A 14,455-nucleotide genomic window follows, 5' to 3' on the forward strand; every position below is an offset into this window, starting at 1 on the left:
AGTATTAGTTTGCACTTTTTGTTGTTACTATTATGGATTAGGACCAAGCAGTTTGAATGCGATCATTTTTAGCTCTTACTGCATAAGTATGAGTTGAATTTGATGATAAATTTTTGTGAATATATGAAGGACTTACTGAAGATATCAATTTACCGTCAATTAACAAATCATAGCTCATTTGGCATGTAGTTTCTAGTGGAACTCTATTCCAGGTTATTTTGATAAAGTCACTACCTAAAGAGTCTGCTTTTAAGCCAGTTGGAACAGAGTAAACAGTAGGATTATCTGCTACGATATTAACAGAAGTGCTATTACTTGAAACAGTGTTGGTAGCTGCAAAAGAAGTTAGGCTACTAGAGTTGATAAATATAATTCCGGCACATAAACTTAAGCAAAAAAGTTTTTTCATAACATACTTCCTTAAATTTAGAAAAAATACAATATAATGTAAATAATAACATATATGTAAAAGAGGTGCAAAGTTATTTAATTATGTTTATAAAGGGAGTTTGTTATGTTGATTACTATAACAAACTCCCTTTTATTAATTATTATTTTAAATTGAATTGAGCCTTTAATTGTAGTTTACCTTTGTTAAATGTAAAGTTGGCATTAGCACCTGTTTTATTTATGTAAGAATACATTATTGATTCCACAGTAGCTATTTTTGTATGAGAGGTGACTTGACCTTCTCCAATTATAGCCTTCACTTGATCATAAGTCATGCCTTCTTTTACTTGATTATATTTTTCTAATGTAATATCGGAATTATTTTTTGTAAGTCCAACTTGTGCCTTACCAGTAACAACGTTATTTTGGATAGTAATATTCATATTACTTATTCCATTTCCATTCCAAGTATACATAACTGTTTTAATTCCACCTACTTCAGAAGAGCTTGTTTCTTTTCCTTCGCCTAAAATAGCTTTTACATCATCATAACTTTGTCCCATACTAATTTTTAAGAAATTTTCATATGTTACTTTAGTATCTTCCTTCTTAATATCTTCTTTCTTAGTTTCATTACTAGAAGAGGTATCTTTTTTAGAAGCTGTACCTCCGCAACCTATAAAAGTGCTTATAGAACACACAAGCATAAGTGAGATTATTAATTTTTTCATGTATCAATTTCCCCCGTCTATATAAATTTACATATAAATATTACCATAAAAGATTTTAAAAGGCAAAAATATAAAAATATATACTATTAAACTGAGAAAATATAGTTTTTAGTATTAACTATAATATTTTTTAGTTCTGTACATCTATATTAGTTGTATTTAAAAGTTCATTTGTATCTTCTAAATAAATTTCTAAAGTATAGTTTCCATCTGGAAAAGTATCATTTCCAGAAAGATAGCATTTAGTAGGTGATTTTGAATTTTTTTCATCAATACTAAAATGAACAGTATCAGCTACATTTTCGTTGATTTTCCAAATAAATTTTATATTTGTTGGATCTCCATCTGGTACATTTTTAAAATAAACCCTACCAAAAAGACCTTTTGTATTACTATACTTATTTGTTATTACCTCATCTTTGAAGCTATCTTTATATTCCTTTATAAACTCAACTTTTGATACTTTTGTTGAATTTTTTGTATCCTTTCCATTAACGGTTGTCCTAAAATAACCGTTTCTACATCCAACCAAACTTATTAATCCTATACAGATACAACTAGATAATAAAATTTTTTTTAATAAATTCATATACTTATCCCCCTTGTTTTTCATCATTTTCATCATATTGGTAACAGGGGGATTTTAACAACTAAGGACAAAATTTTCAACTATAAATAAAAAAGTGAGCATTAAAAAGTTTAAACTTGTTAACACTCACTTTAAGTTTAGAATAAATAGTTAATGAAATAATAAAATAGAAAATCTCATTTATTAAGGCACTGTAAACTATAAATATTTTAATTTTACATAGAAAACTTTTTAGTAGAACCTTTTAAAAGTAAAGTAATAATAAATCCTATTAAGGCTATGATTGCAGCTGCCATGAATAGATTGGAGAATCCAGAGTTTAATACAGATTGGAAAGTGTTTTCTATAGATATTCTTGTAGCATCTACTTGTGCTAAATAATCATTTTTCCAATTAGTTATTAAACTATCAACTGTCGTATGAGGTGGTAATTTAGTTCCTTGCATTTTAGCTTTTAGCATTGGTATAAAATTATTAATCATAGAGTTTGAAAAATCTTTACAGGCATCAAATATAGTAGTTACATCTGCATTTTTAAATTTATCTAATAGCTCAGGAGATATACTTCCTTGACCTATATTTATATTTTGAGGTATACCAGGTACATTAGGTAATTTAACTGTTGGTATAACCTCCATAAGCTTACTAGGCATATCTTTAACAGATGAAGTTAAAAAACCTACTAGGATATTAGGAGATATAGCGACACCTATACTTCTAACAAGTGATAAAGTAGATTGAGCTGAGCTTGTTTCATCTTTTGGGGCGTATATTTGCATTAAATAGTTAAGTGGAGTACCCATTGTAAATCCCATACCTAAGCCCATAAAAGCTAAGGCTATTATAAGGGATGTTGCAGTAGGATTTTTAGCTGTAACTAATGCTAAAATTAAACTTCCTATAAAGGTCGAACCAAAACCTAAAATAAGTATAAATTTAGCAGAGTATTTATCTATAAGTTTTCCTCCTAAAGGAGCTGCAATACCTGAAAATATAGCCATTAATGTAACTAAATATCCGCCTGAACCAGTTTTTATCTTAAGAACATTTTCACCAAATTGAGGTATAAAAACTATTCCCATCATACCACAACCCACTATGAAACTTAGTAAAAGAGTAATAGCTATATTTTTATCTTTAAAATAGTTTAAATTCATAATAGGGTCTTCTGCTTTTTTTTCAATTAGAATAAATATAGGCAATAAAATTAAAAATACTATAAAGTAAGGATATACAGTTGTAGATTTTATACTATTTGTGAAGTTATGAAAATCAACATTTGTTAGTCCATACATAAGAGATAATATTAATATACTTAGAGAAATACTACCTTTAATATCCATTTTGCTTGGAGCTTTTGTGATTGTCTCGTCTTTACATCTTGAAGAGATAAGAACTACTATTAAGCATATAGGTAAATTTATGAAGAATAAGAAGCCCCAATTGGAGTTACCTACTGCAGATAATAAAGCTGAACCTATAGTAGGTCCTAAAGTTGTAGATATACCATAAACAGCACCTACCATACCAAGAGCTGTTCCTCTTTTCTCTGGTGGAAAGCTTTCACCAATGTAGGCTGTTGCTATTGGCATAATTCCACCGCCACCGATAGCTTGAATAACTCTAGCTATTAGTAAAAATGAGAAGTTTCCATAGAAATTTGAAAGACCACATAGTAATGATCCAATGGCAAAAACGATTATACTAATTGTAAATATCTTTTGTTTACCGAACTTATCTGCTATTTTGCCAGCTATAGGCATTGAAACTGCATAGGCTAAAGTATATATTGTTATCATCCATACACTTGTATTAGAAGCTATATTTAAAGAATTAGCAATAACAGTACGAGCTGGAGATACTATTCCAGTATCCATAGCACCTATAAATATTCCAAGTAGGAATACTATTAACATTAAATTTTTACTTGTTTTTTTCATATTTTTTCACTCCTTTATGAACTTTGTTCATTAAAATTTTAAATAAAACATTTAGACAAAATAGCCTAAATGTAAGTTATAAATTGAAGCAATTATATATTTCCTCAAAACTTAAATCTTTATTCTTAGAAAACATAACCATATTGGAAATTATAAATATAGATAATTTATCTATAGGAACAGCGTTTTTTATTTCACCTTTATTTTTATGATATGCAAGTACAGCTTCAAATGATAAATAAAGTGGACTCATTATTTTATAATGTTCACATTTTGTTTTATTACCAGAGTAAGCCATTTCAATAAATGCATCCATATAATTCGATAAAAATGAATCTATACGTATATAGAGATCTTTGATTTTAGTTCTTAAAGGAACATCTCTTTCTATTTGATTATTAGAAAATTTAATTATAGAATTCCAATCATCGTTTAGAATTTCTATTATAAGTTCATCTTTATTTGCAAAATAATTATATAAAGTACCTATTCCTATGCCACAGCATTTAGCAATTTCTCTTATATTAAATCCTTTATAACCATTTTCTAAAAGTGTCTTACGTCCTTGAAGTATTATTGTTTCTTTTAGGTTTGGTATTATCTTTGGCATATTAAAACATCCTTTCTGAACCATGTTCATATTATATAATAAAAAAACAAAAAGTTCAATAAAATTTAAATATATTATATAAGAATAATATACTATAATAAATATATAATGTGAATATAAAAAATATAGAAAAAATTCAATATAAAAACTAGTATGAAAGGTAAACAGTTTATGAGGAGAAAGAGAAGTGAACGAAACAAGACTTCAAAAAAAGTAAAAAATATAAGTATAAATTTTTTACTTTTGATATTGGCAAACTTAATAATAGGTTGTACGTTTAGCATACCAATGGTTTATTATGGACCTTTTAAAAATACAAAAGAATATGTAGTAACAACAGCTATGACAACTTTAAGCCATCAATATCTTGCAACTTGGTTTTTAAGTGATAAAGAGATAGCTGAAATAATGGACAAGAATAAAATTGTAAATGATACTAATTCTGAAGTAGAAGATATAAAGGTAGAACCTGTAGCAGAAACAATAGAAAAGGTTAAGACGCCTGAAGAGTTAGTTAAGTTTACAGATATAAGTAATGATAAATTTAAAGGATATATGTTAACTATAACTGATGGTAAGAGAGTTAAAGTTTCAGTTTCTGATAAGATTGGAAGTTCAGGCACGAAGCTTGCAGATATGATAAAACAAGAAGAGGCTATAGCAGGCATAAATGCAGGAGGATTTAAGGATGAAGGTGGACATGGCTCTGGTGGAACTCCTTTAGGGCTAATTATACATGATGGAAAAGTTGTTTTTGGAAATGAAAAAGTAGAGCATTCAGTAATTGGTTTTAATAAGGAAGGTGTACTTGTTTTAGGAAAATATACTTTAAGTCAAATAAGAGAAAAGAATATTACAGAAGCAGTTTCTTTTGAGCCATTTTTAATAGTTAATGGAGAACCAATGATCAAAAGTGGTAATGGCGGATGGGGAATAGCTCCAAGGACTATTATAGGTCAAAAAAAGAATGGTGATGTTGTATTTTTAGCTATAGATGGAAGACAAATTTCAAGTAAAGGAGCGACATTAAAAGAAGTTCAAGATTTATTGCTTGAGTATGATGTATATAATGCTGCAAATTTAGATGGTGGAGCATCAACTACTATGTATTATAAAGATAAAATAGTAAATAAGCCATGTAGTTCTGGTGGGCCAAGACCATTACCTACGGCTTTTATAGTGAAGTAAGAACAAGTAAAAACTAAGTTTATCTATATAGGTATAAGATAAACTTAGTTTTTAATATAATATTAGTAGATTTAATACTAAAGCCGATTAATAATTTTTGATAAAATATGATATAATAAAAAGTAATGGAAATTTTATCATAAAAATAGGAGCGTGGTGTTTTTTGGACTCTTTTACGTGGGAGTTAGGATTACTTTTAATTTTATTATTGCTTTCAGCATTTTTTTCTTCAGCTGAAACTGCACTTATGTCTTTAAGTAAAATAAGGATAAGACATTTAGTAGATGAAAATGTTAAAGGGGCTAAACTTGTACAAAAACTTTTAGATGATCCTAATAAATTATTAGGAGGAATATTAATAGGAAATAATGTTGTAAATATAGGGGCTTCAGTTCTTGCTACGTCAATAGCATATAAAATGTTCGCGGGCTATAAAGGAGCTGCTATAGCAACTGTCGTTATGACGATTTTAATATTAATTTTTGGAGAAATAACTCCAAAATCTTTAGCAAAACAAAATTCAGAAAGAATATCTTTTATAGTTTCAAAGCCTATAAATTTAGTTGTTATTTTATTAACTCCGATTGCATTTGTATTAGGAAAAATATCAAGTGTATTTATTAAATTATTAGGTGGAGATGTTAAGACTAATCAACCTTTTATAACGCAAGAAGAACTTAAGACTATGATGGATGTAAGTGAAGAAGAAGGCGTTTTAGAAAATGAAGAAAAGGAAATGATATTTAACGTTTTTGATTTTGGTGATTTACAGGTTAAGGATGTAATGGCTCAAAGAGTGGACATTATAGCAGTTGATACTAATGTTGATTATGAATCTTTAAAGCAAGTAATACAAGAAGAGCAATTTTCAAGAATACCTGTCTATAATGATAATATAGATGATATAGTAGGTGTCTTAAATGTTAAAGATTTAATCTTTGTAGAAGATATTAAAAATAATTTTGACATTAAAAAATATATGAGAGAACCTTTTTATACATTTGAATTTAAAAAGATAACAGAATTATTTAATGAAATGAAAAAAACAAGAAACCATATAGCAGTAGTATTAGATGAATATGGCGGTACCGTAGGTATTGTTACTATAGAGGATTTAGTAGAAGAAATAGTTGGCGAAATAGAGGACGAGTATGATGACGATTCAGATAAGGAAATAGAAGTCATAAAAGAAGATGAATATGTTGTAGATGGTAGTGCTAGACTTGATGATTTAAGTGATATGTTAGGGGTTCTAATGGAGTCGGAAGAATTTGATTCATTAGGAGGATTCATAATAGGTATATTAGGCAGATTACCAGAGGAAAAAGAGGAATTAGTCTTTGAAGGATTAAGATTCATAGTAGAAGATATGGATAAAAATAGGGTTAAAAAAGTTAGAATATTTACCTAATAAAAAATACAAATAGATCATAGTGTAATTACTATAATCTGTTTGTATTTTTTTGTTAAAATTAAATTATAATCATCATTAATAGGTAACATCTTTATTTAATAGATGATTTATTATAAATACTAAGAATAAAAGTGAAACTAAGGCTGTACTACAGGTAATTAATAAAAATTTTGTTAAGTTAATAAATTCATAATTTGCAACAAAATTTATGAAAGCTATAGATAAAAGAACTAATGCTAAGGTAGAACGTTTAACTATACAAAAGAAGGAGTAGATTACTGAAAATAATGTTTGGCATATAACTGATCCTACAATAGAAAAAATAATTAAGGGGAATAAATTTACGCTAAAATTATCAGTAAGTTGTATAAAAGTTATTGTTGAACCAGAATTGAAATGTATTATAGGAAGCAAAGGTGTAAAAACTATAAATAAGGCAAAATTAAATAGTGTAAATAATAAAGAGTGTATAGAAATTACTATTATCTTTGAAAAATATATTTTTAGTCTACTTACAGGATAGGTAAAGGCTACACTTATAGTCTTATCTTTATATTCACTCATAAATAATTTTCCAGTTAGTATGGCTATAAATATGGAAACCAGTAGATTGCTGAATGAGCTTGTGAAGAGTATCATTGAACTCCAGTCTTTAACTGATTTACCATCTTTAGATGGTAATATTAATAAAATAGAACAACAAGAAACTATAGATATAATTAAAAATGGGGTAAGCTTATTTCTTCTTTTTAATTTCAAAAATTCTGCTTTTACTAAATTAATCATTTTTATTACCTCCAATTATTGAAACAAAGTGATCTTCTAAGGAATTGTTTTTTACTACTATAGATTCTACAAATACATCATTTAGACATAGAGTTTTATTTATTAGGGCCGAATCGTTTATTCTTTCATATACCTTTAAGGTATTTTCATTACAAAGTTTAAAGTTCTTAATATTAAGCTTTTCTTCTAAAATAAAGCAGGCTTTATTTGCATCATCTACAGTTATTACTAAGGCATTTAAGTTTTGATTTTTAATTGTTTCATAGTTAACTTCCTCAATTAAAGAACCATTTTTTATTATACCTATCGTATTAGCCATAAGCTCTATTTCATTTAGAATATGAGTAGATATTAATATTGTCATACCATGCTTTTTGCTTAGAGTTACTAATAGTTCTCTCATGTCTTTTATACCAATAGGATCTAATCCGTTAATAGGTTCATCCAAAAGAAGTAAATCAGGCTTATGAAGTATTGCTCTAGCAATACCAAGCCTTTGTTTCATACCAAGAGAAAAATTCTTTACTTTTTTACCTTCATGATTCTTTAGCTTAACAAGGTTTAAAACTTCATCAATACAATTAGGTGCATCATATCCTATTATCATTTTATGAAGTTGTAAATTTTCTCTAGCAGTTAGATTTTCATAAAAAGCAGGATATTCTATAACACTACCTATTCTTTTAAGCTTGTCAAAGGTATCAATAGTCATATCTTCACCAAAAAGATCAATAGAACCTGAGGTTGGTTTAAGCAGTGAAACTAAAAGTTTTATTGTAGTAGTCTTACCTGAGCCATTTTCACCTAGGAAGCCATATATTTCACCCTTTTTAACTTTCATATTTAAATTGCTTAAAACTGCGCCATTTTTAAAGTTTTTGCAAAGGTTATGAGTAGTTATTACATATTCCATATTTATTACCTCCAATTTGTTTTGAATCTTTACTATGGTTTCATAATAAAGAAAAAAGCTTTAATATTTTTTAATTAAAGCTTACAAATTTCTTAAATAATTAATCTTCTAATATAAAAAATTTAAAGATTGTTCTTTTATAAGGAATACTCTCTAAAAAGATTTCTCCATTCATTTTATTAACTAGAATTTTGGATATAGCTAAACCGAGACCACTACCTTGATAGTTTTTATTTCTAGAATCTTCAAGAGTATATAATCTCTCAAATACATTAGAAGCCTCTTTTTCAGGGATTCCCTTACCTTTATCTGTTACTTCAAACCAAATTTTATTTCTTAATCCGTAGTTATTGGCATTATCTTTATAAAGTTTAATTCCTAAATATTTGCCATCCATACCGTATTTCAAAGCGTTTGAAATTAAATTGTTAAGGACTCTTTTTAAGGCATCTATATTTCCTACGCAATAAATGTCTTCATCTGGTATTTCTATATTGATATCTATTTTAGCAGATTCAATAGTTTCATAAAATCCTAATACAAGTTCTCGTAACACCTCTGATACATTTATTTTTGAAAGTTCTATAGAATTATCACCTGATTCAAGCTTAGATAAAGAAAAGAAGTCGTTTATAAGTAAGATTATAGCCTCAATTTTTGATTTAAGTTTCATTAAGTAGTCTTGTTTTTGCTCTTCTGTTATGTTCCTATTTGAAATTATTTGATCTATATATCCTAAAATAACTGTTAAAGGGGTTCTTAAATCATGAGACATATTTGAAAGCATCTTTTTCATAGATAGCTCCATTTCAATCTCTTTTGTTTTTATCAAATTATATTTATTAATGAAATCATTTATAGTTTTTGAAAGTTCTTTAGCGTCTTCATTAATTGTTATTCCCCTAATTCTTTCAGTGGAATCAGTGTCTATAATTCTAAGTAATACTTTATTTATATATCTTAAGTTAGAATTTTTTTCTTTTATATTTAATGTTAAAGCTATAATTACACAAACTAATATAAATATTATAATTGAAAGAAATATTATCATATTAAATATCTCCTAGCTTGTACCCAATACCCCAAACCGTTTTTATATATTTAGGATCTGAAGGGTCTTCCTCTATTTTCTCTCTTAATCTTCTTATATGGACCATAACAGTATTATCATCTTTATAAAAATCATCATTCCAAACGTTAGAAAATATCTGAGCTTTAGTGAATACTTTCTTAGGATTTTCTAAAAGCATTTTTATTATTTCAAATTCTTTTGAGGTAAGGGTTATTGGAGTAGTACCTTTAGTAAGTATATAGTTTTCTAAATCTAAAACTAAATCTTCATATTTTAGAGAGGTTATTTCAATAGGTTTAATTTCACTATAGTAACTAATCCTTCTAAGAGTAGAATTTATCCTAGCAACTAATTCATTTAAAGAATAGGGTTTAGTCAAATAGTCATCAGCACCAAGTTCTAAACCAAAGACTTTGTCAACTTCAGAGTCCTTAGCCGAAACAATAATTACAGGAACTTTACTTTCTTGTCTTATAGCTTTTAGAACTTCCTTACCATTAATTTTAGGAAGCATCATATCTAAGAGTATAATATCAAAATTATCTTTGTGAAATTTATTAATAGCATCAACACCATCATTAGCACAAATAACATTAAACCCTTCATATTCCAAATGGTCTTTAACTAAATTTTGAATTTCAACTTCATCTTCTACTAAAAGTACAGTAGTCACAACAATCACCTCTTTTTTATATATAAGTGAGAATCCAAATTTTTAATTTGGTTATTTAAGATTGAACAAGTATCTAAATTTTGATTTGTATATTACGAACTTACTTTTTAATAGTCTGCTATGAACAAAAGTTAATAAAAGTTTACTTTAATTATATTTTAAACTATGAATTGGAAAATAAAAAGTATATTATTACTTTTAAGTATTGTATAAATGTGTTTTAATCAAATTATAAATGAATTTTGGTAGGTGACTAGAGTGGATTTTATGAAGGAAGCTTTAAAGGAAGCTTATAAAGCTAAAGATAAAGGTGAAGTACCAGTAGGAGCTGTTATAGTGAAGGATAATAAAATAATAGCTAGAGCTCATAATTTAAGAGAAAGTTTAAATTCTCCAATTGCTCATGCTGAAATTTTAGCTATAGAAGAGGCTAGTAAAACTTTAGGTTCATGGAGACTTAACGGATGTGAGCTTTTTGTGACTTTAGAACCATGTCCTATGTGTGCAGGTGCAATATTACAAAGTAGAATTTCAAGGTTATATATAGGAACCTTTGATGAAAGTAGTGGAGCTTGTGGATCGGTTATAAATTTAGTTCAAAACAGAAATTTAAGTTATTTTTTAGAGGTTAATTGGAATTATAATGAAGAGTGTAGTAGGGTTTTAAGTGAATTTTTTAAAGAAAAAAGAAGAACTTAAAATAATAAAAGTTATGTATATATTTAACATTTTAAATGTGATATACTAAAACTACGCTAGACACTAAAATCAAGGGTTAATAAAAAGAATACTATGTTAGAAAATAATAGTATTATAAAACGGGGGTAAAATTATGGAACATATTGAAATGTTAGTAGGTTATGATATTAATAATTTTGAAAAAAGATTTGAAGAAAATTATCAAAGACTATCAGTTTACATGTATAAATTTTTTAAACATACTATAGGGGAGAAGGTTGCAGGAATACAAGTAGAACAAAATTTGCTTTTAGCATGGTCATATTATTTTGTTACTATTGCAGATGAAAAGCCTGAAAATGGGGATAGCCTAATGCAGGGATTAGTAGCCCATTTTAATCAGATAATGACTGAAGGGGAAGATATAGAAATAAAAGGTGACAAAGAAAGTCACGCTCTTATGTTAGATCATACATTTACTAGGATTTGGTTCGGAACCAGTGTTTATACTATGCTTAATTTTCTTTATGGAGAAGGAAAAGGAGAGCAGGCCATGAAGTATTTAGAAAAGGAATACTTAGTTAAGAATGAAGAATATAGATCAATGATGTTACAACAGGTAGAAGAAGTTAATAATTAGAGTTTTGCCCCGAGCTTTTTAGCTTGGGGTTATTTAATAATATTATGGAGAGATGGCTGAGTGGCTTAAAGCGGTGGTCTCGAAAACCATTGTACTTATAGTAAAGTATCAAGGGTTCGAATTCTTTTCTCTCCGCCAAATTGTAAGCTTAATCCAAGTAGAATTATACTACTTGGGTTAAGCTTTTTATTTTTAACTATTTTTGGCTTAATACTTATCCTATTATAGTAATAATTTTTATAGCATAAGAATATAATCAATAAGGCAGTAACTGTAATTTTTTAGGAGTTGATTTTATGAAAATAGATATTATATCAGGCTTTTTAGGTGCAGGAAAAACTACCCTTATTAAAAAGCTTATTAAGGAGGAATTAAATAAAGAAAAGATAGCAATTATTGAAAATGAATATGGAGAAGTAGGAATTGATGGCAACTTACTTAAAAATGAAAAAATAGATGTAAAAGAAATTACTTCAGGTTGTATCTGTTGTACTATAACAGGAGATTTTAAGGCAGCAATAATAGATATAATAAAGGAATATAGACCAGAAAGAATAATAATAGAGCCATCTGGTGTTGCTAAGCTTTCTCAGGTAATAGCGGCAATAGTTAATAATTCAGAACTAAAAGGTGCAAGGATAAACATGAAAATAGCAGTCGTAGATATTCAAAATCTAGATATGTATCTTAAGAATTTTGGAGAGTTTTATATAAATCAAATAGTAAGTGCAAACACAATAGTTTTAAGTAGAACACAATACTCAAATATAAAGGAACTTACCCATGCGTCAATGGCAATAAGAAAACTAAATCCAAATTGCTCTATTATAACAACACCTTGGGAAGAAATAGAGTCAAAAAGGATAATAGAAGTTGCTGAGCATAAACTAAAAGATGTTTTTAAAGAGGTGAATCTGATAAAAATGCCACTTAATACACCTGCTATAAGAGGACAAATAAGAACTAAGAATGGAAGTGCAGATGATGTTTTTGAAAATTGGGGGACTGAAACTCCTAGAATATTTTCATTAAAAGAGCTAAAACAGGCGTTAAATGCTTTGAATGATAAAAGTATTTATGGTGAAGTTCTTAGGGCGAAGGGTATAGTTAGAATTGAAGGTAATAGGTGGGTTCAATTTGATTATGTACCAAATGATATTCAGATTGTAGATTTTTCATCTGATTACACAGGTAGAATATGCGTTATAGGAAGTAAAATTAATAAGGAACCTATAAGCAAATTATTCTTAAAGGAGAGTTAATATGCTATGAGGAAGAAAAGTGATGTAGAAATAGTTACTGGATTTTTAGGAGCTGGAAAGACAACTTTTATAAATAATTTTTTAAATATTACCTTAGATAATGATGATGAAATTCTTATAGTTCAACTAGAGTGCGGAAAAGAAAATATTGATGATTCTGTAATAAAAAAAAGAAATGTAACACTTAAGACTTTTAATGCAAACGATGAATTAATTTACGAAAGATTTTTGAGCTTGGTTAAGTTTTACAGTCCTGACAGACTAATTATAGAAAGTAACGGAATATCTAATATTGATAAGCTTTTAGATTTAATAGATAAAGCTGATCTTAAAAATTATTTAAGAAGGGGTGGAATAGTTACTGTATTAGATGCCATAACATTAAATATGTTTTTGAAAAATTTGGGAAGTTTAATATTGCCTAATATATATTCTGCTGACCTTATAGTCTTAAATAATAGTAATAAAGTAAGTAAAGAGGTTTTAAGTGAGCAAATAAATAAATTAGAGGCAGTAAATATTCATGCGCATATAATAACTTGTTATTCTAAGGAGGACTTGAGAGAGAATTTAAATCAATGTGACTTAATTAATAAAGCTATGTACAAACGGATTAAAGAATATATAAATAAATTTTAAATATAGAAGGAGATTAAAATGGGCTACACAATTGAGATAATAACGAAGTTTGCACTTATATTTTCAAGCATAATGATAGAAGCTATTCCTTTTATATTGATAGGAGCAATGCTATCTGCATTTATGCAAACCTTTTTAACAGAAGAAATATTAGAAAAGGCAATGCCTAAAAACCCTTTAGTAGGATCACTTGCGGCAGGTTTAATAGGACTTATTTTTCCTATTTGTGAATGTGCTGCAGTGCCTATTACAAGGGGCCTTATAAAAAAAGGTGTACCTATGAATATTGCAGTAACATATATGTTAGCTGCTCCAATAATAAATCCATTGGTTATCTTATCCACCTATTATGCTTTTAATGGAAATGCTAAAGTAGTTGGGCTTAGAGTTTTACTAGGTTTTGTAATATCAGTTGCAACTGGACTTATAATGCTTGTACTTCAAAAGAATAATGACTTTATAAAAGATGATTTTCTTTGTAACTCTAATATGTGTACATGTGGTTGTAATACTTATGGTATAAGAAAATCAAAGCTTAACTTAATGATAAACCATGGAATAAAAGAGCTCTATGATATAGGAAAATATTTTATTATAGGAGCAGCTCTTGCGGCATTATTCCAAGTATTTGTACCAAAAGAAAAGTTTCTTTTGCTTGGGACAAACCCTATTTTAGGAGTAGTCATAATGTTGTTATTTGCATTCTTTGTATCACTTTGTTCAGAGGCAGATGCTTTTGTAGCTTCTGCATTTTTGGGAAGCTTTTCCTTTGGAGCAGTAATGGGGTTTCTATTACTTGGGCCTATGGTTGATCTTAAAAATACTTTAATGTTATTTTCAACTTATAAAAAGACTTTTGTTTTTAAATTAATATTTGTAGTATTTAGCTTATGCTTTATAGCATCCTGCTTTATATGGTAGGAGGTAAAG

16 protein-coding genes and 1 tRNA gene are annotated in these 14,455 nt (G+C 27.9%); 8 read left to right on the plus strand and 9 right to left on the minus strand.

Annotation, left to right across the window (positions count from 1 at the left end):
- Nucleotides 1-37: 37 nt before the first annotated feature.
- From BUB01_RS19060 to BUB01_RS19080, 5 genes are all read right to left on the minus strand, one after another.
- Nucleotides 38-409 (minus strand): fibronectin type III domain-containing protein, encoded by a 372-nt coding sequence (locus tag BUB01_RS19060; protein ID WP_072992004.1) that lies wholly within the window; start codon nt 407-409, stop codon nt 38-40.
- 142 nt (nt 410-551) lie between these two features.
- A complete protein-coding gene (locus BUB01_RS19065; RefSeq protein ID WP_072992008.1) occupies nt 552-1,121 on the minus strand; it encodes a DUF3862 domain-containing protein in 570 nt (189 codons plus the stop codon).
- Nucleotides 1,122-1,251: 130 nt separating this feature from the next.
- A complete protein-coding gene (locus BUB01_RS19070; protein WP_072992011.1) occupies nt 1,252-1,710 on the minus strand; it encodes a hypothetical protein in 459 nt (152 codons plus the stop codon).
- A 215-nt stretch (nt 1,711-1,925) separates the two neighbouring features.
- Nucleotides 1,926-3,650, minus strand: a complete 1,725-nt coding sequence (locus tag BUB01_RS19075) for an MFS transporter (RefSeq protein ID WP_072992014.1) — start codon at nt 3,648-3,650, stop codon at nt 1,926-1,928.
- A gap of 76 nt (nt 3,651-3,726) precedes the next feature.
- Nucleotides 3,727-4,260 carry a TetR/AcrR family transcriptional regulator gene (locus BUB01_RS19080; RefSeq protein ID WP_072992018.1) on the minus strand — a complete coding sequence of 178 codons (534 nt, stop codon included), beginning with the start codon at nt 4,258-4,260 and terminating at the stop codon, nt 3,727-3,729.
- A gap of 153 nt (nt 4,261-4,413) precedes the next feature.
- On the opposite strand from BUB01_RS19080, the gene BUB01_RS19085 reads away from it, so the two are divergent.
- Nucleotides 4,414-5,448, plus strand: a complete 1,035-nt coding sequence (locus BUB01_RS19085) for a phosphodiester glycosidase family protein (protein ID WP_242958450.1) — start codon at nt 4,414-4,416, stop codon at nt 5,446-5,448.
- Nucleotides 5,449-5,611: 163 nt separating this feature from the next.
- Nucleotides 5,612-6,859, plus strand: a complete 1,248-nt coding sequence (locus BUB01_RS19090; protein ID WP_072992023.1) for an HlyC/CorC family transporter — start codon at nt 5,612-5,614, stop codon at nt 6,857-6,859.
- Between the two features lie 78 nt (nt 6,860-6,937).
- On the opposite strand, the gene BUB01_RS19095 is transcribed toward BUB01_RS19090, so the two are convergent.
- The 4 genes from BUB01_RS19095 to BUB01_RS19110 all read right to left on the minus strand — a co-directional run bounded on the left by BUB01_RS19095 (nt 6,938) and on the right by BUB01_RS19110 (nt 10,306).
- A complete protein-coding gene (locus BUB01_RS19095; protein ID WP_072992026.1) occupies nt 6,938-7,648 on the minus strand; it encodes an ABC transporter permease in 711 nt (236 codons plus the stop codon).
- Nucleotides 7,641-8,561, minus strand: coding sequence for an ABC transporter ATP-binding protein (locus tag BUB01_RS19100; protein WP_072992029.1), 921 nt, complete (start codon nt 8,559-8,561; stop codon nt 7,641-7,643). The genes BUB01_RS19095 and BUB01_RS19100 overlap by 8 nt, the downstream gene beginning before the upstream one ends.
- Nucleotides 8,562-8,661: 100 nt before the next feature.
- Entirely contained in the window at nt 8,662-9,612 is a 951-nt protein-coding gene (locus tag BUB01_RS19105) for a sensor histidine kinase (protein ID WP_072992033.1), read from the minus strand.
- A gap of 1 nt (nt 9,613) precedes the next feature.
- Nucleotides 9,614-10,306: a response regulator transcription factor gene (locus BUB01_RS19110; protein WP_072992036.1), complete on the minus strand. Its 693-nt coding sequence runs from the start codon at nt 10,304-10,306 to the stop codon at nt 9,614-9,616.
- A gap of 267 nt (nt 10,307-10,573) precedes the next feature.
- On the opposite strand from BUB01_RS19110, the gene BUB01_RS19115 reads away from it, so the two are divergent.
- From BUB01_RS19115 to BUB01_RS19140, 6 genes are all read left to right on the plus strand, one after another.
- Nucleotides 10,574-11,005: a nucleoside deaminase gene (locus BUB01_RS19115; protein WP_072992155.1), complete on the plus strand. Its 432-nt coding sequence runs from the start codon at nt 10,574-10,576 to the stop codon at nt 11,003-11,005.
- A gap of 133 nt (nt 11,006-11,138) precedes the next feature.
- Complete coding sequence (locus BUB01_RS19120; protein ID WP_072992039.1) at nt 11,139-11,624, plus strand: hypothetical protein; 486 nt, start codon at nt 11,139-11,141, stop codon at nt 11,622-11,624.
- A 46-nt stretch (nt 11,625-11,670) separates the two neighbouring features.
- Nucleotides 11,671-11,762: transfer RNA gene (locus BUB01_RS19125), tRNA-Ser, on the plus strand.
- A 158-nt stretch (nt 11,763-11,920) separates the two neighbouring features.
- Nucleotides 11,921-12,886, plus strand: a complete 966-nt coding sequence (locus BUB01_RS19130) for a CobW family GTP-binding protein (RefSeq protein WP_072992043.1) — start codon at nt 11,921-11,923, stop codon at nt 12,884-12,886.
- A gap of 6 nt (nt 12,887-12,892) precedes the next feature.
- The gene (locus BUB01_RS19135) at nt 12,893-13,525 is read left to right on the plus strand and encodes a GTP-binding protein (protein WP_072992048.1); all 633 of its coding nucleotides are present in this window, start codon (nt 12,893-12,895) and stop codon (nt 13,523-13,525) included.
- Between the two features lie 18 nt (nt 13,526-13,543).
- Nucleotides 13,544-14,446: a permease gene (locus tag BUB01_RS19140; protein ID WP_242958451.1), complete on the plus strand. Its 903-nt coding sequence runs from the start codon at nt 13,544-13,546 to the stop codon at nt 14,444-14,446.
- Nucleotides 14,447-14,455 lie beyond the last annotated feature (9 nt).

The organism is Clostridium cavendishii DSM 21758, from assembly GCF_900141845.1.
Lineage (GTDB): Bacteria > Bacillota > Clostridia > Clostridiales > Clostridiaceae > Clostridium_AG > Clostridium_AG cavendishii.